We start from the raw sequence: 18,330 nt of genomic DNA on the forward strand, positions 1-18,330 counted from the left end.
CTTTTCCCGTGACGTAAAGCGACCTTTGCAGAAGCTGCAGGGTGTTTCAACGTGGGGAAAAACGACAGCCAAAAGGCAGCGTGAAGTGGGCGACTCTCTGGGGCGCGGCCGATGAATGGTGCATCAGCGTGACGGCAAGGCCCGAACAGGAGGCGTCCTTATATTCGGGGCGCGATTATAAGGGCAAAGTGGGAAAATTGATCGCCTGGCGTGACTTTTCTTCTGGCGCCAGTCAGGCCGCCAGCGGTTTTTCAGTGCTCAGACATGGCGTGACCTGAACGGTTCTGGCATCGGCTGGCAGCGGCCGATTGAGCCAGCTCAAACAGCTTTTTTGCACCTCTACCCAACCAAGGCCTTGTGGAGCCTGGGCTGACTGGCGCAGGGCCGTGCAGATACCCTGTGCATTGAGCAGGGCAAATGAGCGCATCGGGCGACGTGGGGCGAGCAGGTTACGCAGTGCGAACATGGCGAATCACTCACAAACGGGGACGACTAAAGTCTTATGCCGCACATGCATGACAAAGGCGTTACGGGAACCACTTATACCGTTGTGCGTCTCAACAACCAGCGCTGTTAGCCCTTTACCGTGCTGGTTATACTGCGCGCCACTTCTGCACCTTATCTATGGAGAGTTGAGCATGCTGCATCGTCTGCTGTTTGGTCTGGTGGCTGTTGCCAGCCTTACTCTGGTGGGTTGTGCCCACAGCCCGCAACAACTCAGCCCGCAACCCAAACTCAATAGCCCCCTGGCAGCCGTTGGCCAAGGCCAGCCGGTGGTGGTTCGTGTGGCCGATGGCCGTCCTTCGCCGGTGCTGGGCACCCGCGGTGGCCTCTATCCAGAAACCAGCGCCATCAGCGTGACGGGCCAGGACATTCTGCCCAAATTGCAGGCTCAGGCTGAAGCGGCCGTGCGACTGCTTGGCTTTACCCCAAGCGCCAATGCCTACAACGCGCCGCAGCTGACCCTGACCCTGGCCGAATTGAAGTACCAGTCGCCCAAGGAAGGTTTGTACGTGACTGAAGCTGACATGACCGCGACCTTCCGCGTGGATGTGCAAAACAGCAGCCGTCGCTACAGCGGCCGTTATGGCGCATCGTTGAACCAGCGCTTCGGTATGGCGCCGAATCAGGCGACCAATACCAAGCTGGTCAGCGATGTACTGAGTGATGCCCTGACTCGCGCGTTCAAGGATCCGACCATCAGTCAGATGCTCGCGCAGTAAGGTTTGCCACGAGTAAAAAGCCCGGATTAATCCGGGCTTTTTCGTTTTTGTGTCCTACGGGCTGCATTGCGTCGCGATTGAGCCTTGCCAGGCAGGGTTCAATTCGTCCGAGGGTTTAGACCGGTGGCTTGTTGATATGCACGTGGTTTGAGTGCATTGGCGAGGCTGCTGCGATTCGTCGGAATCCATCCGCGAGTGCGGCGCCCCCGCGTAGAATCCGCGACCTTATTTAAGCGGCCCGACTTTAGCTCGGGCAGTGTGTGGGCTGGCGCGGCGTCGCTGCCGGCTTTAAGCAGTAGAGGTTGTGAATGTCTTTACAAGCGCTTTGGTGGTTGGTCGAGAGCCAGCCTGGGCAATGGCTGAATGGTCTGGGGCTGTTCTTTGCGCTGGCCGGCGCCTGGCTGTTGGTGGCCACGCGTATGCGTGAGCAGCATACGTTGGGCCGGCTACTGGCGGGCAATCAACTGAGCGAGTTGGCGCAGCCGCCTTACGCGGTGGATGAGCCCACACAGCGGTTGAACCGCTTTTTTTATCGCTTTGGCTATGCCTGTTTGACGGTGGCACTGCTGCTGTCCTGGCTGAGTACGCAGCTTTAACGGCGTTGCCGTACCCTAAAAGGCGGCAGCTACAGGCTGCCGTTTTTTAGGGTGGGATACAGCGCTAAAGCGCTAAGCCCGCTTTGATGCGGTACTGGTTACGCACCGGGTTGGCGTATTGCAGGATCAGGTAGGGCTGTTGCTCGCGTGGGCAGTTAGCCAAGCGCCGCTGCCACTCGGCCTGCGCAGCATTGAGTTCTGCTGCGGGGAACAGCTCGGCGGCGCTGGGTACTGCCAGTGCAGGGTCGCGATCGGCCCACATGGCATACGCCAGGTAATGCACAGGGAAGAGCCGGTAACCGCTGAGAATCTGCCGGTCCATTTCTGCTGCCAGCAGTTTGCTGTCTTCCAGGCCCTGGCTGACGGGCGCACCGAAGTGCACATGCACGCGGCCTTTGTAGCCGGTGATGCCCAGCGCGATGCTTTGGTCATCCTCGCCTGCCGCCTTGGTGTAACTGCCACTGCCCGCGCGGATCGATAGCTCGCGAGCCTTGGCTTGATCGCAAGGGTCGTACTCATAGCTGATCGACACAGGGGTGAGGCTCAAACTGCGGATCACGTCAGCGAACGGTTCACTCTTGCGGCTCATGTGGAACATTTTGAGGATCGCCGAGTCAGTGCGGTCATCACCGTCTTTGGCGCGACCCTCGGCTTGGGCGATCCAGATGGACTCACCATCGACGCGAATCGAGTGATTGATATAAGCCGACAACAATTGATACGCCGCCAGCTTTTCGCGCCGGCCACTGATCGAGCGGTGCACGATAAAGCTTTTGTTCAGGCGCATCAGATCGCTGACAAAAGGCTTTTGCAGCAGGTTGTCGCCAATCGCGATACGCGGTGTCGGCAGGCCGGCGTGGTACACGGCGTAGTTGACGAACGCCGGGTCCATAACGATGTCGCGGTGGTTAGCGAGGAACAAGCAGGCCTTGCCAGCTTGCAGGTGCTCAATGCCGGAATAGCTCACGCCATCGGTTGCCCGCTCAATGGTGCGGTCAACATAGCTCTCAATGCGCGTTTGCAATTGCGCCACCGAACTCACATCGCGAAACTCAAGGCGCAAGCGATAGGCTATAAGTGGTTTAAGCAGCCAGCCTAAAGGTGCCGCCAGGCGCGGGAAGCGAAACTGAGTGAGAATGCCAAGAAACGCCTCATCGGCCAGCAGTCGCGTTAGTACAGCAGGGACTTCGGCGTCGGCGTAAGGTCGGATGGCATCGAATTCGCCCATCATGTTCTCGTGTTGTGGTTGGCTGTTGGGGTGTTCACTGCGCTGCTTGTCGCGCTCAGCAAGGGCTGTTGCACGACTGCAGGGCCAGCTTTAGACCGGCGATTATACGCCCAAGTCACAAGGAGACCGCGATGCTGGAAAGTCAGGATTATCAGTGCCCTTATTGTGGTGAGCAGGTCGAGGCGTTACTCGATCTTTCGGCGGGTGATCAGCAGTACATCGAAGACTGCCCAGTGTGCTGCCGCCCCATCGTGTTTGACCTGCAGACGGACGGCGAGGACTGGCGCCTGGATGTGCGCGGGGAGAACGACTGATGCAGCGAATTTACGAGCCGCAGGACGTCATGGAAGGCGAGTTGCTACTGGGCATGCTGGCCAGCGAGGGCATTGAGGCCTATCTAACCGGACAGCACCTGACTGGGGCGGTTGGGGAGTTGCCGGCCTGCGGTCTACTCGGGGTGATGGTTGAAGATGCGCAGGCGCACCGCGCACAACAGCTGATCGCCGCGTACAATGCCGCGCTGCCGCTGCCTGGTGATGAGCCGGATAATTTCCACGGTACGTTGCTCTGCTAATTGTCGGCTTATGCTTTGCTGCACACTGGTCCTAAAGCAGACGCGGATGCGAGCCTAGGCTACTTCCTCGCCGTTTTGACCTGTCGGAGGCTGCTACGGCGTAGCGCCTGCAGGACTCTGGCTCGTGAAACCGTAAAGTAAATTTTCAAGCGCTGCCGTGCAGCTTCTGTCTCTACTAAACCGTTATAGAGTTGCCCATGTGTGGACGTTTTGCCCTGTTCCGTTGGACGCCAGCATTTGCGGCGATTCCCGGTTTTCCCGCTGACCAGGAACCGCACTGGAGTATCTCGCCCCATAGCCAGGTGCTGCTGCTGCGTAACGTCGAGGGCGAGCGCCAGCTGACGCGTGCGCGCTGGGGGCTTACCCCGCCCTGGTTGACCGACCTCACTAAAACCCCCGCCCAGGCCCGTGCGGAAACCTTGGCTGAGCAGCCAATGTTTCGTGATGCGTTCCGTCTACGTCGCGGTCTGCTGCCGGCCAACGGCTTTTATGAGTGGCGAGGCACCGCGCGTAAGCGCCCGTTCTGGCTGACAGGGGAAGGCACGCCATTGTATTTCGCCGCCTTGTGGGAGGCTTACCCGGTTGGGGATTGTGTCTACCTGAGTGCGGCGGTGGTGACTCAGGCAGCGGCTAACCAGCGTCGCCCGCTCATTCTTGATGAGGCCGGGCAGGCGGCCTGGTTGGCCGCTGATACATTGCCAGCTGAGTTGCAGGCCTTGTTGGCCAGACCGCAACCGGCATTACGTGAGCGGGTGCTCGCCAATCTGGTCAATGACCCAAAGCTCGATGCGCCAGAGTGTCTGACGCCGGCGTAAGTGGGTGATGCCGTTCAGTAATAGAACGCAAAAAGGGCGGGCTGCATGGCAGTCCGCCCTTTTAGTTGCCGCTTGATCAGACCTTGAACTGGTTGATCAGGCGGCGCTGCTGTTCGGCCAGTTTGGTCAGCTCGGCGCTGGCCTGACTGGCTTCATCGGCGCCGCCGGCCACTTCATTGGCCACCTGACCGATATTGGTGACGTTGCGGTTGATGTCTTCGGCCACCGCGCTTTGTTCCTCGGCGGCGCTGGCGATTTGCGTATTCATGTCGGTGATCACCGACACTGCCTGAGTGATTGACTGCAGCGCTTCGGCTGCCTGGCTGGCCTGCTGAACGCTGACCTCGGTTTTGCTCTGGCTGTCTTCCATGACCTTAACCACATCGCGCGTGCCCTGTTGCAGCTGCTGAATCATGGTCTGGATTTCTTCAGTGGCTTTCTGGGTTTTCTGCGCCAGGTTGCGCACCTCGTCGGCCACCACGGCAAACCCTCGGCCCTGTTCGCCCGCGCGGGCCGCCTCAATAGCAGCGTTGAGTGCGAGCAGGTTGGTTTGCTCGGCAATCCCGCGAATCGCCACCAAAATGGCATTGATGTTCTCGCTGTCCTTGGCCAGGGTTTGTACCACGGTCACTGCGCGTCCGATTTCCTGAGCCAGTGCAGTAATCGAGTCCGCGGTGTGCTGCACCGTTTGTTTGCCTTGATTGGCGGCGCGATCTGCATGGTTGGCGGCTTCAGCGGCGTGGGTGGCGTTACGTGCCACGTCCTGAGCGGTGGCGGTCATTTCATGCACGGCAGTAGCGACCAATTCGATCTCTGCCAGCTGTTTCTGCACACCCGTGTTGGTGCGGATGGCGATGTCGGCGGTGTGTTCGGAGGAATCGCTGACTTTCTGTACCGAGCTGACCACCTGAGTAATCATGCTCTGCAGTTTGCCGAGGAAGGTGTTGAAGCCCTTGGCAATATCGCCCAGTTCGTCGCTGCGGTTCACTTCCAGACGACGGGTCAAATCGCCATCGCCCTGGGCAATGTCATCGAGCATGGTCACCATCTGCCGCAGGGGGCGGGCGATGCCGTAACCGACAAACCAGATCACTAACATGCCAATGCCGGCAACCAGCAGGCCCACCATGGCCATGCCCAGGGTGTCCGCTTCGGCCTGCTCGGTGAGGCCTGTTTGCAACTCTTTCAGGTCCGCGAACACTGCACTGGTCGGCAATACGATGGCCAGGGTCCAGCGGGTCGAGGTGCCGGCGACCTGGAACGGCAGCAGCAATTGCAGGCGCTGGCGTTCTTCGTCGAGCTTGTTAAGTGGCTGGTTGTCGCTGCTTTGCTTGAGTTGATTAAGCAGCTCGGGGTCGATGGCTTTGCTGGCCGGCTGGCCAATCAGGGCGGCGTCCTGAGTGGCTGCAATCAGGGTGCCGTTGGAGGCGATCAAGGCAAGCTCGCCAGCACCGTCATACAGCTCGCTTTTGGCGGTATTCAGCCGCTCTTGGATAAAGTCCAAGGCCAGATCGTTGCCGGCAACGCCACGGAATTCACCATTGACCATGATCGGTGCGTTGAACGCGGCGACCAGTACCTGTTTGCCGCCGAAGTCGTAGGAGGCTGGGTCAATCACGCAGGGCTTACCGGTTTCCTTGGGGCACAGGTAGTACTCGCCGGTGCGCACTCCGGTGGGCTGAACTTCCTCACTTTCCATCTGCTCTGCGGTTAGGGCGTCGAGTTTCAGTTGGTTGCCATTGCGGTACCACCAGGGCATAAAACGACCCGTCTGGTCATAACCATTTTCTTTCTGGTTGGCGTAGAGGTCATCGTCCTGATCGAAGGCGTTAGGTTCCCAGCCGATGTAGAGGTCAAGTAGTTCAGGGTTAGTTTTAAGGTACTCACTGACCAGCTTGCTCAGCTCCTCGCGTGTCAGGCTGATGCCTGGGCTGCCGTCAGTGCTGCTCATTTGGCTGTTGAGCGTGGCCAGGGCTTTTGCCACGGTCATGGGGTGTTCAAACTGGCGTTGCAGTTGGCCGACCTGGGCTTTGGCTAGAACGTTGAGGCGTTGGTCGATCACGTCTTCTAAGAGGCTTTGGGTGCGTTCCTGTACGTGGGCTTGGGTTCGCGCCCCGGCGAATAGGGCGTAGAGCACCAGCGCGACCACCACTGCCAGAATGCTGGCCCCCGCCATAAGTGCAACGGAGGACTGGATCGACTTGAATCGCATAGGGACTCCTCAACGTGATAATTACGCCTGTCCCTAGCTTATCGGCCGCGTCGCTTCAAAGCATTAGCGCGCGGCTGTATCTAGCAAAGAACCTTAAGCGCCTTCGTGCAAGTTATGCAGGTTGTGTTGCCCAGGTGCTCGGCCTAGCATACGGTCCCTGTCGTAAAGGAGAGCTGACATGAATACCCCATTTCGCCTGGCCAGCCTGGCGCTCTGCAGTCTGCTGACGGCCTGTCAGGCTGTGAACACCACCAGTGGTGGTGCCGTAGGCGTTGAGCGCAAGCAGTACATGTTCAGCATGCTCTCGGCACAAGAAGTCGATCAGATGTACGCGCAGTCCTATAAACAGACACTGGGCGAGGCCTCAAGCAAAGGTGTGCTGGATAAAACCAGTAATAACGCCAAGCGCCTGCGTACGATTGCCGATCGCCTGATCAAGCAAGCCCCTCTGTTTCGTCCGGACTCCGCGCAGTGGCAGTGGGAGGTCAACCTGATCAAGAGCCCCGAGCTGAACGCTAACTGCGGGCCGGGCGGGAAGATCATTTTCTACAGTGGGATCATCGAGAAGCTGAAGCTTACCGACGATGAGATTGCCGCGATCATGGGGCACGAAATGGCCCACGCCCTGCGTGAGCACAGCCGTGAGTCGATGTCTAAGGCTTATGGCATTGAACTCGCCAAACAGGGCGCCGGTGCTTTGCTCGGCTTGGGTTCCGACAGCCTAGCGCTGGCTGATGCCGCCGTGCAGTACGGCATGATGTTGCCGAACAGCCGTGGCAATGAAAACGAAGCGGATTTGATCGGTCTGGAACTGGCCGCCCGCGGTGGCTACAACCCTAATGCTGCGGTCAGCCTGTGGCAGAAGATGGCTGCGGCCAGCGAAGGTGCACCGCCTGAATTTATGAGCACGCACCCCTCGTCCAACAGCCGGATCGCGTCTCTGCAGGCGGCGATCCCCAAGGTGATGCCGCTGTATGAGCAAGCCCGCTAAAGCGCGGTAGATAAAAAGCCCCCAATTGGGGGCTTTTTGTTGGGCGTTATTTGTTCAGGGCTGTGTTTTGGCGGCAAAGGATTGAGTGGTCAGGCCTAATTGCGCGCGCAGGCTTTCCATGTCGAACATGGTGCAGATTTCCTGAATTTTATGGCTCGGGCTGATGCTCCAGAAGGCCATGGCCGAGATGCTCAGCACCTTGTCGCTGGCTGGGTAGCCCAGCGCGGGCTTTTCGATGGTGCCAATCAGCGTGCTCCAGGTGACCACTTTGTAGTCTTCGGCAATGCATTCCTCGACGACCACCTGCAGGTCCGGCATGGCATGGCGGATCTCCTGCACCATCTGGGTAAAGGCTGCGCTGGCCATCGGTCGGCCGATAAACGAGCTCTTGTAGAGAAAGTCTTTGCTGTGCAATTGCTCGGCCAGCGCCGCGCGACCTTTGTTCCACGATAAGTCGATGTGCTGGCGTACTAGCTTTTTCCGATCATCCAGTGACATAGAGGCTTCCTGACTGCTGCGCGTGGTGGGCAAAATGTTGCGCACTTTAGCAGCCGTCAGAAAGCTGAGGTAATAGCTGAAACACAAGTTTTCGAGTGTCAGCGCGGTATCAGATAAGCCCGCTGAATTTCAGCGCCTGATACCCCGCATACACGGCCAGCGCAGCAAAGGCGCAGGCGGCCAGGCGGCGAATCAGTGTCAGGGGTAGGCGCTCAGCCGCGAAATTACCGGCCAATACCACGGGTACGTTGGCGAGCAACATGCCGAGGGTGGTGCCGATAATCACCAGAATAAAGTGCGGGTACTGCGCCGCCAGCATCACGGTGGCAACCTGCGTCTTGTCGCCCATTTCCGCGAGGAAGAAGGCAATCAGCGTGGTTAGGAACGGGCCGTAGCGCTTGAACTTGGAGTTTTCGTCGTCGTCCAGTTTGTCCGGGATCAGCGTCCACAGCGCTACGGCAACAAAGCTGGCAGCGAGAATCCAGCTCAAGGTAGCGGGGGAGAAAAAGCCGGCAACCCAGTTACCGATGGCGCCCGCGGCGAAATGATTGGCCAGGGTGGCGACCACAATGCCGCAGATGATTGGCCAGGGTTTGCGAAAGCGCGCGGCCAACAGCAAGGCGAGCAGCTGCGTCTTGTCGCCAATTTCGGCCAGGGCAACGATAAAGGTGGGAACAAACAGGGATTCGAGCATCAGGCTTTCCTAAAGGGGCGGGTCGACACGGCTATGACACGTACAGCCTTCCCGCCCCGGGTAAGGTGTGCGTGTCATAGGTCTGGTCAAGCCGCAGGCCCCTCTGAGTGGGCCTTGGGTCGCACGCGCCATGCTCTGCTGAGCAAGTATGTTGACGCGTGCCGGGCGAGCTGGCGCTCGCGGGAGACTACTCCCCTAGGACGCGCGCATTCTGCCCGCGCATCCGTGAGAGGGCAAGCCCCGTTTCAGCCTTTGCGGGCGCGGTAGATGCGAAAGCCCTTGGCATCGGCCAGGGTTTGGCAGGCGCCGAGGTGCTGTTCGATCAGTGGCGGGTATTTGAGAAAGCTGTTGGCCACCAAGCGCAATTCACCTTGGCCGGCCAGGTGTTGGCTGGCCTGACGCAGCAGGTGTTCGGTGGCCTGGTAGTGCGTGTGCACGCCCTGGTGAAAGGGTGGGTTACTGAGGATCGCGCTCAGGCCTGTAGGCGCCGCATCGATACCGTCACCATTAATGACATCGGCCTGCAGGCCGTTGGCGGCCAGGGTCAGGCGGCTGCTTTCGACAGCGAAGGCATCCACATCCAGCAGGGTGATCTGGCTGTGCGGGTAGCGGCGCTTCAACGCCGCGCCGAGCACGCCGGCTCCGCAGCCGAAATCCAGAATATGCCCGCTGGGCAAATCGTCGAGGTGTTCAAGCAGCAGGGCGCTGCCCACGTCGAGGCGGCCATGACTGAATACGCCTGGCAGGCTGAGTACCTGTAATGGGCCGTCGCTGAGGGCTAATTCATAGCGTTGCGCCAGGCTATGCAGGTCTGGCGCTGCAGGCACGTGCTCAACACGCACCTGCCAGAGCTGGCAGTGCCGGGCGCTGTCGAGCTTGCGCGCCTGGCCAAAGGTCGCCAACTGCTTGGCGGCGCGTTCAATGCCGGCGCGTTTTTCGCCGACCAGGAATAGCTCACGCCCGCCAAGGCGCGCGGCCAGGGTATTGAGCAGGTATTCGGTCAGCTCGCGGGATTTCGGCAGAAACAGCACGGCTGCCTGGAAGTTGCGCTCACTAGGCTGGGTGCCAAAGTTGCAGCGCTCGCTGAAGCGCGTGTCCAGCAGCGCATGGTCGCCGGCATGCCAGCTCCAGCCGTGGGCCTCGGGGAATTGACCAAGCAAGTCATCCGCCGGCAAGCCGGCAAGCAGCAGGGGGCCGGTGAATAGATCGGCCTGGCGCAGCAGTACTTCGCTTCGCGGGTCCATAAGCGCTCCTGGAAAAAAGTCGCGTAGCTTAGCTGACAACGCGCATGCGCGTGCCGTTGAAGAAGGCCAAAGCGTTTTCACTGAGCTGGCCGACGATGCGTTGCCGCGCTTCGCGGCTGCCCCAGGCGCTGTGTGGGGTGATGATCAGCCTTGGGATATCGGCAGCGAGCAAGGGGTTGCCGTCTTTCGGCGGCTCCTGGGTCAGCACATCTGTTGCGGCGCCGCCCAGGTGGCCGGCGCGAAGGGCGTCAGCCAGGGCTTGTTCGTTGACCAGGCCGCCGCGCGCGGTGTTGATCACAAAGGCAGTGGGCTTCATCAGGCTGAGTTCGCGCGCGCCGATCATGTTCAGGGTGTCGCTGTTCAGCGGGCAATGCAGGGTGAGGGCATCGACCTGGGGCAGCAGCTCATCCAGTGGCAGGCGGTCGGCACGGGGTGGGCGGCCGGGCAGTTGGCCGAGCAGTACTTGCATGCCAAAGGCTTCGGCGAGCTTGGCAACGGCGCCGCCCAGCTCGCCATGGCCAAGCAAGCCAAGGGTTTTGCCGTGCAGCTCGACGATCGGGTAATCGAGCAGGCAGAACTGCTGTGCTTGCTGCCAACGGCCGGCACGAATGTCCTGCTGGTAATCAGGTAGGCGCGTGGCCAGCGCCAGTAGCAGCATCAGCGTGTGTTGCGCTACTGAGGGCGTGCCGTAACCCTGGCAGTTACTCACGCTGACGCCATGGGCGCGGGCGGCGGCTAGGTCAATTGGGTTGGTGCCGGTGGCGGCAACCAGTACCAGTTTTAAGTCCGGGCAGGCGGCGAACACCTCGGCATTCAGCGGGACTTTGTTGCTGATCGCCACCTGCACACCCTGCAGGCGTTCGATGGTCTGCGCCTGTGTGCTGTGCGGGTACAGCTGCAAGTCGGCAAAGCAGGCGCTCAGACGCGATAAATCAAGGTCGCCCAGGTCGAGCGAGCTGTGGTCGAGGAATGCTGCGCGGTGACTATTGCTCATCAGCTGTATCTTTCCTGTGGGCTGGTCGGGGGGTAAGGTGGCGAGCCTAGCAGAAACACTCAGACGCGCGGAGCCGCTCATGTATTGGACTGAATTTTTAGCTGTAGCGCTTATTCACTTGCTGGCGGTCGCCAGCCCAGGGCCTGATTTTGCGATTGTGGTGCGCGAAAGTGTGGGCCACGGCAGGCGTGCGGGTGTCTTCAGTGCAGCCGGTGTGGGCTGCGGGATTTTTATCCATGTGGCGTATTCGCTGCTAGGGATCGGCTTGATCGTGTCGCAGTCGATTGTGCTCTTTAACGCACTGAAATGGCTGGCTGCTGGCTATTTGCTTTATATCGGTATCAAAGCGCTGCGTGCTAAGCCCGCCAGCCCGAGCAGCAGTGAAGTGAGTCAGTTGGCGGGTGAACGTTCCGCGCGTGCTGCCTTTATTGCCGGTTTTGTAACCAACGGGCTGAACCCCAAGGCTACGTTGTTCTTTCTTTCGTTATTCACTGTGGTGATCAACCCGCACACGCCGCTGTTGGTGCAGACGGGGTATGGGGTTTACCTGGCGCTGGCCACCGCGTTGTGGTTTTGCATGGTCGCGCAGCTGTTTAGCCATCAGCGGGTGCGTGCGGGCTTTACCCGTATGGGGCATTGGTTTGATCGCTTGATGGGTGCTGTGCTGATTGGTTTGGGCGTCAAACTGGCCTTCAGCGAATTGCGTTAAACCTTACGCTGTAACGAAAATGCCCCGCATTAGCGGGGCATTTTATTTGCTGAAGGCAGCGCCTAGGGGCTATTTAGCGCCTCACGAGCTAGAGCTATGCGCGGGCTTAGTCGTCTTTACCTTTGGTGCGCATGGCGCGTTGTACTTCACGGTCAGCGTCACGCTCTTTTTCGGTGTGACGTTTGTCGAAGTCCTTCTTGCCCTTGGCCAGGGCAATTTCGCACTTGATCAGGTGTGCCTTCCAGTAAATCGACAGCGCCACACAGGCGTAGCCTTTTTGCTGCACGGAACTAATCAGCTTGTCCAGCTCGCGCTTATTCAGCAGCAGTTTGCGCGTGCGTATGGGGTCGGCAATCACGTGAGTGCTGGCCGCAGTCAGTGGGGTGATGTGGCAGCCCATCAGCCAGGCTTCGTTATTTTTGAGCAGCACGTAGCTGTCAACTAACTGAGCCTTACCGGCGCGTAGACTCTTCACTTCCCAGCCGGCCAGGACCAAGCCTGCCTCGAACCTGGATTCGATGAAGTAGTCGTGCATCGCCTTCTTGTTTTGCGCGATGGTGCCTTGTGGGTGTTTCTTTTGTTTAGCCATAGGTCGCGCATTATAGGGAGTCCCTGGCGCGGGCGCTATGTGTGTGTCATGGCAAAATCAGCTTTGCCATGTGCGCAGTGCGATGTAGCGTCGGCTGCGCTTGAGCCGGTCTGGCTAATCCCCGACAATGCGCGATCTTTTTTAACTGAGCAGGCTAGCCGAGCATGGCGAACGATAAGGTTTCGATACACGGCGCCTGGGCCAGCCGTTGGGTGTTTATTCTGGCAGCGACCGGTTCGGCCGTCGGCTTGGGTAATATCTGGAAGTTCCCCTACATGACCGGCATGTACGGCGGCGGGGCTTTCGTGATGATGTACCTGGTGTGCATCTTTATGGTCGGCCTGCCGATCATGCTGGCAGAAACTCTGATCGGCCGGCGCGGCCGCCAAAGTCCGGTGAATACCCTCAAGGTTCTGGCTATTGAGTCGGGCGCTTCACCGAAATGGTCATGGGCGGCGTTGGTGGGGATGATTGCCGCGCTGCTGATCCTGTCGTTTTACAGCGTGGTGGCCGGCTGGTCGCTGGATTATATCCTCAGCATGGGCGGTGGGCAGTTTACCGGTGTGACTGCCGACGGTGCGGGCGCTGCCTTTGGTGCGCTGACCGCAGACCCATGGCGACTGACCCTGTGGCACACGCTGTTTATGCTGCTGACCGGCTTTGTTATCGCCCGTGGTGTGGTGGCAGGGCTTGAGCGCAGCCTACGGATCATGATGCCGCTGCTGTTCGTGTTGCTGCTGGTGTTGCTGGGTTACAGCATGACCACCGGGCACTTCATGCAGGGCTTCCACTTCCTGTTCAACTTCCAGCCGGATCGGTTGCTTGATGGTGTGCTTGCCGCTATGGGGCATGCCTTCTTTACCTTGAGCGTCGGAGTAGGCGCGATCATGGTTTACGGCTCATATATGCCGAAAAACGCCTCGATTGGCGGCACCATTCTCACTGTTGGCATTCTTGACACCCTGGTGGCGCTGACCGCCGGTATGGCGCTGTTTCCCATCGTCTTCGCGGGTGGTCTGGAGCCCAGCGCCGGGCCTGGGCTGATGTTTGTCACCCTGCCGGTGGCGTTCGGCAATATTGCGTTTGGCCAGGTGATGGGCACGCTGTTCTTTGTGCTGGTGCTGATTGCAGCCTGGACGTCGTCGATCTCCATGCTGGAGCCGGCGGTGGCCTATTTGGTCGAGCGCACCAAGCGCAGCCGAGTGCTGGTGACCAGTGTGCTGGCGTTCCTGTGTTGGGTGGTCGGCATGGGCACGGTGCTGTCGTTTAACGTGGGGGCTGAGGCGAAGTTCTTCGTCTTTGGCGAGGACGGTTTCCACCTGTACCAGTGGGGTGCGGAAGGTGGTCGAAATTTCTTTGATAGCATCGACTACTTAACCAGCCGCATCTTGTTGCCGCTCGGTGGTCTGGCGTTTGCCCTGTTCGCCGGCTGGGTGCTTAAGCGTGAAGCCGTGCGTGAAGAGCTGGCGATGAAAAGCCCGCTGATGTTCAACGTGGTGTACTGGTTGATTCGTGTGGTCGCGCCGATTGGTGTGCTGATCGTATTTGTCGCAGAGCTGAGCAAATGATCACCTGCGCCCTGCTTAGCCAAATGGTTGTGTCATGAGTACGCATATTCAGCGCTCGGCGCTGCTGCCTTATCCAGCGCGAGCGCTGTATGACTTGGTCAATGATGTCGCCAGTTACCCTCAGTTTCTGCCGTGGTGTTCGGCCAGCGAAGTGCTTGAAGTCAGCGAAACCCACATGCGTGCCAGTTTGGCTGTGGCCAAGGCCGGCCTCAGCCAGCGCTTTGTCACGGCCAATACCTTGGTGTCTGGTGAGCGGATTACGCTGAACTTGGTCGAAGGGCCGTTCACCCAGTTGTATGGGCAGTGGGAGTTTAAAGCGTTGGGCGACAAGGCCTGCAAGATCAGCCTGGACCTGACCTTCGACTACGCCGGCCCTTTGGTGCGGGCGACGCTCGGGCCGTTGTTCAACCAGGCGACCAATACCCTTGTCGATGCGTTCTGCCAAAGGGCTAAGCAACTGTATGGATAAGCCAAACATCGTGGTTGAGGTGGTTTATGCCCTGGCGGATAAGCAGAAGTTACTGCGTCTGAGCGTGCCCTACGGCACCACGGTGCGTCAGGCTGCATTGCAGTCAGGTATGCAGGCGCATTTTCCAGGTCTGGACTTGCACAACAGCCCGCTGGGGATCTTTGGTAAGGCGGTGAGTAAGCCCGATGAGCGCGTACTGGAAGAGGGGGAGCGGGTAGAGATTTACCGCCCGCTCATTGCTGACCCTAAAGAGGTGCGCAAGCAGCGAGCGGCTAAAGCAGCGCAGGCCAAGGCGCAAGAGAATGCTGCGAATTGAGCGCTGGTTAGCGACGCCCAGTAAGTACATACAAAAAAGCCCGGACATGTCCGGGCTTTTTACAACACAGCATGATTACTGTGGCGTGCTCTCCAGAGGCTCCGGTGTCGGCACGGGGACAACTTTCACATCGTCGACTTCACGTTGGATCTGTTCAAGCAGCGAGCCCGGTGCTGGCTTTTCTTCGGTTTGAGTCTGTTGTACGGCTTGCGGGGTGGTCACGTCGCTGCCTTCGCCGAGGATCGCCTGATCACGGCTGACGCCTGGCATAAAGTCGCCGGACAGGCCGACTAGCTGATCATCTGCGCTGAAATTAACGCTGACGCGCTCTTGCAGGCGCTCACCACCACCCGGCTGGATGCTGTACAGGTAATCCCAGCGGTTGCTGTGGAATGTGTCAGTAATTAGCGGATTACCCATGATAAACCGCACTTGCTTGCGGGTCATTCCCGGGCGCAACTGGTCTATCATGTCCTGCGTGACGACATTGCCCTGTTGGATGTCGATTTTATAAACCCCGGGGAATGAACAACCGGCGAGTGCGAGTAGCCCCGTAAGAGAGAGGCTGGTCAGCAGGAGTTTGGTCTTTTGCATCGGTGGGCGACTTCCACTATCTTGGCTGGGCAATTTAATCCCGGATCATACCCGCAATAAAGGAAGCTGCGAAGCCGCTTCCGTGAGAAAGCAGACCATGGTTGAAAATAGCGAACTACGCAAGGCTGGCCTGAAAGTGACCCTGCCACGGGTCAAGATACTGCAAATGCTCGACTCTGCCGGTCAGCGTCACATGAGTGCCGAGGATGTTTACAAGGCATTGATGGAGTCTGGCGATGATGTTGGCCTGGCCACTGTCTACCGCGTACTGACCCAGTTTGAAGCGGCGGGTTTGGTGGTTCGTCACAATTTCGATGGCGGTCATGCGGTCTTCGAGTTGGCGGACAATGGCCATCACGACCACATGGTGTGTGTCGATTCCGGTGAGGTGATTGAGTTCTTCGATGCCGAGATCGAAAAGCGCCAGAAAGAAATCGTCAAAGAGCATGGCTTCGAGCTGGTTGATCACAATCTTGTGCTCTACGTGCGCAAGAAAACCTGATTGATGCAGTCTAACAAAGGCGCCCCAAGGGTCGCCTTTGTGCTTTTTACGGCCCGCATAATCAGGCCTGGGCGCTGCTCACCATCTGGCGGGCGTGGGCCAGGGATTCTTCAGTTAAATCGACGCCACCGAGCATGCGCGCGATTTCCTCGACGCGCTGTAAGGCGCTTAGTTTGCTCACGGCGGTACGTGTAGCGTCGCTTTCGCGCACTTTGTGCACGAACAGGTGCTGATGCCCCTGCGCCGCGACTTGCGGCAGGTGGGTGACGGTCAATACCTGGCCGCGTTCACCGAGGCGGCGCAGTAACTGCCCGACCACTTCGGCAGTGGGGCCGCCGATGCCAACGTCAACTTCATCGAATACCAGGGTGGGCACGCGTGAGGTTTGCGCGGTGATGACCTGGATCGCCAAGCTGATGCGCGACAGCTCACCGCCTGAAGCAACTTTGGCCAGGGCCTTCAACGGCTGGCCAGGGTTGGCGCTGACCAGAAACTCCAACTGTTCCAAGCCATTGGGGTGCGGCTCGCTGTTGCTGTTGGCGGTCAGCTTGATATTAAAGCGCCCGCCAGGCATGCCGAGGGTTTGCATTTCCTGCTCGACCGCGCTGGCTAGTTGGCTGGCGGCTTTGTTGCGCAGGGTGCTGAGTTGCGCTGCTTTTTCCTGATAGTGCCGGGCGAAGGCCGTCATCTCCTCGCTCAGGCGCTCAGCCGCTTGGTCGTCAGCATTCAGGCCTTCCAGCTCCTCAAACAGTTTTTGCTGCATGGCACCCAGTTCGCTGGGGTGAATGCGGTGCTTACGCGCCAGGGTGTAGATCGCATCCAGGCGCTCTTCCATTTGCTGCAAGCGCTCGGGGTCTGCATCGAAGTGATCGAGAAAACGATTCAGTTCACCGACGGCTTCTTCGACTTGGATTTGTGCGCTGGCCAGCAGGTTCGTCGCTTCGCTCAGGGCGTCGGGTTTGCCCTGAAAGCCGCTGAGGCGGTTAAGGCTATTGGTGAGGGCTGACAGCACGTTACCGGCATCATTTTCACTGCATTGTTCAATGACCAGGCGGCAGGCGCTGAGCAGGCTTTCGGCGTTGGTCAGATTTTTATGTTCCTGTTCCAGTTGCTCAAGTTCACTCTCACCCAGGGCCAGGTTGTCGAGTTCTTCCAGCTGGTAACTGAGTAATTGATGGCGGGCGCGCTGCTCGTCACCAAGGTTGGAGATCCGTTCCAGTTCAGTCTTGGTCTGCTTCCAGCGTTGGGCGGCGAGTTGCACCTGGCGCGCCAAATCCTGGCTGCCGGCATATTCGTCAAGTAGGCGGCGATGGGTATCGGGTTTGAGCAGTGACTGGTGTTCGTGCTGGCTGTGGATGTCGATCAGCAGTTCACCGAGCGCCTTGAGGTCGCTTTGTGGGCAGGGTGAGCCATTGATATAGCCACGCGAGCGGCCTTCGGCGGTGATCACGCGGCGTAGAATGCACGGGCCGTCGTTGTCTAGGTCGCGCTCGGCCAGCCAAGCGCGGGCTTCGGGGATGTCGTGTAAATCGAAGCTGGCGAGGATATCCGCCTTGTCCGCGCCAGGGCGCACCACGCCGCTGTCAGCACGATCACCCAGGGTCAGGCCGAGGGCGTCGAGCATGATTGACTTGCCGGCCCCGGTTTCGCCGCTGATTACGCTCATGCCAGCGTCCAGCTCTAGATCCAAGTGTTCAACGATGGCGTAGTTGTGTACAGACAGGTGCGCCAGCATAGCGGGGGCCTCGCAAGTTAATGTCTGGTTATTTATACAGTGTTTTTTTGTGGGCTGACAATCCATCACGCGTCCTTGAAAGCATAATTTTTAGCCCCATATAGAGGTCAGGTATGCGAGGTAAGCCTCGCGTCGAATTTTTAAAAGGAGAATCGCATGGCTGACGAACAGACCTTGGATACGCAGAACCCTGATCTACAAACAGCTGCCGAGGCTGCTGCAGGTGATGATCTAGTTGCCCGCGTGCAAGCGCTGGAAGAGCAGCTGGCCACTGCGCAGGATCAGTCGCTGCGCATGGCGGCCGATTTGCAGAATGTGCGTCGTCGCGCTGAGCAAGATGTAGAAAAGGCACACAAGTTTGCGTTGGAGAAGTTTGCCAACGAGTTGTTGCCGGTGGTCGACAGTCTGGAGCGCGGCCTTGAGCTGTCGAGCCCGGATGATGAGGCCATTAAACCGGTGCGTGAGGGCATGGAGCTGACGCTTAAGTTGTTCACCGACACCCTTAAGCGCTTCCAGCTGGAAGTCCTCGACCCGCACGGTGCGCCATTTAATCCCGAGCATCACCAGGCGATGGCGATGCAGGAAAGCACCAGTGCTGAGCCCAATAGCGTGCTCAAAGTGTTCCAGAAGGGCTACATGCTCAATGGCCGTTTATTGCGCCCCGCCATGGTGGTGGTCAGCAAAGCGCCGGCAGAAGCTGCGCCATCAATTGATGAGCAGGCTTGAAATTCTTCGGGTAGCCCCCCATTAAACAGTCAAGCGTTTAAGACCTACCGTCG

Annotated in this window: 22 protein-coding genes, 1 pseudogene and 1 riboswitch; of the genes and pseudogenes, 12 read left to right on the forward strand and 11 right to left on the reverse strand. The window is 59.0% G+C overall.

Annotation, left to right across the window (positions count from 1 at the left end):
* Window positions 1–232: 232 nt before the first annotated feature.
* Window positions 233–466: a hypothetical protein gene (locus AC0J6G_RS01805; protein ID WP_475250714.1), complete on the reverse strand. Its 234-nt coding sequence runs from the start codon at window positions 464–466 to the stop codon at window positions 233–235.
* A gap of 172 nt (window positions 467–638) precedes the next feature.
* On the opposite strand from AC0J6G_RS01805, the gene AC0J6G_RS01810 reads away from it, so the two are divergent.
* Both AC0J6G_RS01810 and AC0J6G_RS01815 read left to right on the forward strand, forming a co-directional pair.
* The gene (locus AC0J6G_RS01810) at window positions 639–1,223 is read left to right on the forward strand and encodes a YajG family lipoprotein (protein WP_475250716.1); all 585 of its coding nucleotides are present in this window, start codon (window positions 639–641) and stop codon (window positions 1,221–1,223) included.
* Window positions 1,224–1,531: 308 nt separating this feature from the next.
* Window positions 1,532–1,819 (forward strand): hypothetical protein, encoded by a 288-nt coding sequence (locus AC0J6G_RS01815; protein WP_475250718.1) that lies wholly within the window; start codon window positions 1,532–1,534, stop codon window positions 1,817–1,819.
* Between the two features lie 64 nt (window positions 1,820–1,883).
* Here AC0J6G_RS01815 and AC0J6G_RS01820 read toward each other — a convergent pair whose 3' ends face one another.
* The gene (locus tag AC0J6G_RS01820) at window positions 1,884–3,047 is read right to left on the reverse strand and encodes a 1-acyl-sn-glycerol-3-phosphate acyltransferase (protein ID WP_475250720.1); all 1,164 of its coding nucleotides are present in this window, start codon (window positions 3,045–3,047) and stop codon (window positions 1,884–1,886) included.
* Between the two features lie 131 nt (window positions 3,048–3,178).
* Here AC0J6G_RS01820 and AC0J6G_RS01825 point away from each other — a divergent pair, with 131 nt between their 5' ends.
* The 3 genes from AC0J6G_RS01825 to AC0J6G_RS01835 all read left to right on the forward strand — a co-directional run bounded on the left by AC0J6G_RS01825 (window position 3,179) and on the right by AC0J6G_RS01835 (window position 4,436).
* Window positions 3,179–3,361 (forward strand): CPXCG motif-containing cysteine-rich protein, encoded by a 183-nt coding sequence (locus AC0J6G_RS01825; RefSeq protein WP_475250722.1) that lies wholly within the window; start codon window positions 3,179–3,181, stop codon window positions 3,359–3,361.
* The gene (locus AC0J6G_RS01830; RefSeq protein ID WP_475250724.1) at window positions 3,361–3,621 is read left to right on the forward strand and encodes a putative signal transducing protein; all 261 of its coding nucleotides are present in this window, start codon (window positions 3,361–3,363) and stop codon (window positions 3,619–3,621) included. The genes AC0J6G_RS01825 and AC0J6G_RS01830 overlap by 1 nt, the downstream gene beginning before the upstream one ends.
* Window positions 3,622–3,818: 197 nt before the next feature.
* Window positions 3,819–4,436 carry an SOS response-associated peptidase gene (locus AC0J6G_RS01835; RefSeq protein ID WP_475250726.1) on the forward strand — a complete coding sequence of 206 codons (618 nt, stop codon included), beginning with the start codon at window positions 3,819–3,821 and terminating at the stop codon, window positions 4,434–4,436.
* A gap of 76 nt (window positions 4,437–4,512) precedes the next feature.
* Here the strand turns inward: AC0J6G_RS01835 and AC0J6G_RS01840 are convergent, their stop codons facing one another.
* Together AC0J6G_RS01840 and AC0J6G_RS01845 are read right to left on the reverse strand one after the other, a co-directional pair.
* Window positions 4,513–5,355 (reverse strand): methyl-accepting chemotaxis protein, encoded by an 843-nt coding sequence (locus AC0J6G_RS01840; RefSeq protein ID WP_475253560.1) that lies wholly within the window; start codon window positions 5,353–5,355, stop codon window positions 4,513–4,515.
* A 15-nt stretch (window positions 5,356–5,370) separates the two neighbouring features.
* Window positions 5,371–6,648, reverse strand: a pseudogene (locus AC0J6G_RS01845) (methyl-accepting chemotaxis protein); the annotation flags it as partial.
* Window positions 6,649–6,826: 178 nt separating this feature from the next.
* Between AC0J6G_RS01845 and AC0J6G_RS01850 the strand changes: the two are divergent.
* Window positions 6,827–7,639, forward strand: a complete 813-nt coding sequence (locus AC0J6G_RS01850; protein WP_475250728.1) for a M48 family metallopeptidase — start codon at window positions 6,827–6,829, stop codon at window positions 7,637–7,639.
* 54 nt (window positions 7,640–7,693) lie between these two features.
* On the opposite strand, the gene AC0J6G_RS01855 is transcribed toward AC0J6G_RS01850, so the two are convergent.
* The 4 genes from AC0J6G_RS01855 to AC0J6G_RS01870 all read right to left on the reverse strand — a co-directional run bounded on the left by AC0J6G_RS01855 (window position 7,694) and on the right by AC0J6G_RS01870 (window position 11,069).
* Complete coding sequence (locus tag AC0J6G_RS01855; RefSeq protein ID WP_475250730.1) at window positions 7,694–8,137, reverse strand: ketosteroid isomerase-related protein; 444 nt, start codon at window positions 8,135–8,137, stop codon at window positions 7,694–7,696.
* 109 nt (window positions 8,138–8,246) lie between these two features.
* Entirely contained in the window at window positions 8,247–8,831 is a 585-nt protein-coding gene (locus AC0J6G_RS01860; protein ID WP_475250733.1) for a TMEM165/GDT1 family protein, read from the reverse strand.
* A gap of 76 nt (window positions 8,832–8,907) precedes the next feature.
* A riboswitch (yybP-ykoY riboswitch) is annotated at window positions 8,908–9,039 on the reverse strand.
* A 37-nt stretch (window positions 9,040–9,076) separates the two neighbouring features.
* Complete coding sequence (locus tag AC0J6G_RS01865; RefSeq protein WP_475250735.1) at window positions 9,077–10,075, reverse strand: methyltransferase; 999 nt, start codon at window positions 10,073–10,075, stop codon at window positions 9,077–9,079.
* A 28-nt stretch (window positions 10,076–10,103) separates the two neighbouring features.
* Window positions 10,104–11,069: a 2-hydroxyacid dehydrogenase gene (locus AC0J6G_RS01870; RefSeq protein ID WP_475250737.1), complete on the reverse strand. Its 966-nt coding sequence runs from the start codon at window positions 11,067–11,069 to the stop codon at window positions 10,104–10,106.
* 79 nt (window positions 11,070–11,148) lie between these two features.
* On the opposite strand from AC0J6G_RS01870, the gene AC0J6G_RS01875 reads away from it, so the two are divergent.
* Window positions 11,149–11,778 (forward strand): LysE family transporter, encoded by a 630-nt coding sequence (locus AC0J6G_RS01875; protein WP_475250739.1) that lies wholly within the window; start codon window positions 11,149–11,151, stop codon window positions 11,776–11,778.
* 106 nt (window positions 11,779–11,884) lie between these two features.
* On the opposite strand, the gene smpB is transcribed toward AC0J6G_RS01875, so the two are convergent.
* The gene (gene smpB / locus AC0J6G_RS01880) at window positions 11,885–12,367 is read right to left on the reverse strand and encodes an SsrA-binding protein SmpB (RefSeq protein ID WP_475250741.1); all 483 of its coding nucleotides are present in this window, start codon (window positions 12,365–12,367) and stop codon (window positions 11,885–11,887) included.
* 164 nt (window positions 12,368–12,531) lie between these two features.
* Between smpB and AC0J6G_RS01885 the strand changes: the two genes are divergently transcribed.
* From AC0J6G_RS01885 to AC0J6G_RS01895, 3 genes are read left to right on the forward strand one after another with little or no spacing between them, the layout of a single operon-like run.
* A complete protein-coding gene (locus AC0J6G_RS01885) occupies window positions 12,532–13,935 on the forward strand; it encodes a sodium-dependent transporter (RefSeq protein ID WP_475250743.1) in 1,404 nt (467 codons plus the stop codon).
* A 34-nt stretch (window positions 13,936–13,969) separates the two neighbouring features.
* Window positions 13,970–14,404, forward strand: coding sequence for a type II toxin-antitoxin system RatA family toxin (locus tag AC0J6G_RS01890; RefSeq protein ID WP_475250745.1), 435 nt, complete (start codon window positions 13,970–13,972; stop codon window positions 14,402–14,404).
* Window positions 14,397–14,720 carry an RnfH family protein gene (locus AC0J6G_RS01895; protein WP_475250747.1) on the forward strand — a complete coding sequence of 108 codons (324 nt, stop codon included), beginning with the start codon at window positions 14,397–14,399 and terminating at the stop codon, window positions 14,718–14,720. Before AC0J6G_RS01890 ends, AC0J6G_RS01895 begins: the two co-directional genes overlap by 8 nt.
* Window positions 14,721–14,795: 75 nt before the next feature.
* Here the strand turns inward: AC0J6G_RS01895 and AC0J6G_RS01900 are convergent, their stop codons facing one another.
* Window positions 14,796–15,314, reverse strand: coding sequence for an outer membrane protein assembly factor BamE (locus AC0J6G_RS01900; RefSeq protein WP_475250749.1), 519 nt, complete (start codon window positions 15,312–15,314; stop codon window positions 14,796–14,798).
* A gap of 97 nt (window positions 15,315–15,411) precedes the next feature.
* On the opposite strand from AC0J6G_RS01900, the gene fur reads away from it, so the two are divergent.
* Complete coding sequence (gene fur / locus AC0J6G_RS01905) at window positions 15,412–15,816, forward strand: ferric iron uptake transcriptional regulator (RefSeq protein ID WP_475250751.1); 405 nt, start codon at window positions 15,412–15,414, stop codon at window positions 15,814–15,816.
* Window positions 15,817–15,877: 61 nt separating this feature from the next.
* On the opposite strand, the gene recN is transcribed toward fur, so the two are convergent.
* Window positions 15,878–17,551, reverse strand: coding sequence for a DNA repair protein RecN (recN, locus tag AC0J6G_RS01910; RefSeq protein WP_475250753.1), 1,674 nt, complete (start codon window positions 17,549–17,551; stop codon window positions 15,878–15,880).
* A 156-nt stretch (window positions 17,552–17,707) separates the two neighbouring features.
* Here recN and grpE point away from each other — a divergent pair, with 156 nt between their 5' ends.
* The gene (gene grpE / locus AC0J6G_RS01915) at window positions 17,708–18,277 is read left to right on the forward strand and encodes a nucleotide exchange factor GrpE (protein ID WP_475250755.1); all 570 of its coding nucleotides are present in this window, start codon (window positions 17,708–17,710) and stop codon (window positions 18,275–18,277) included.
* Window positions 18,278–18,330: the final 53 nt, after the last annotated feature.

Source organism: Pseudomonas sp. TS_SC_3, assembly GCF_056156225.1.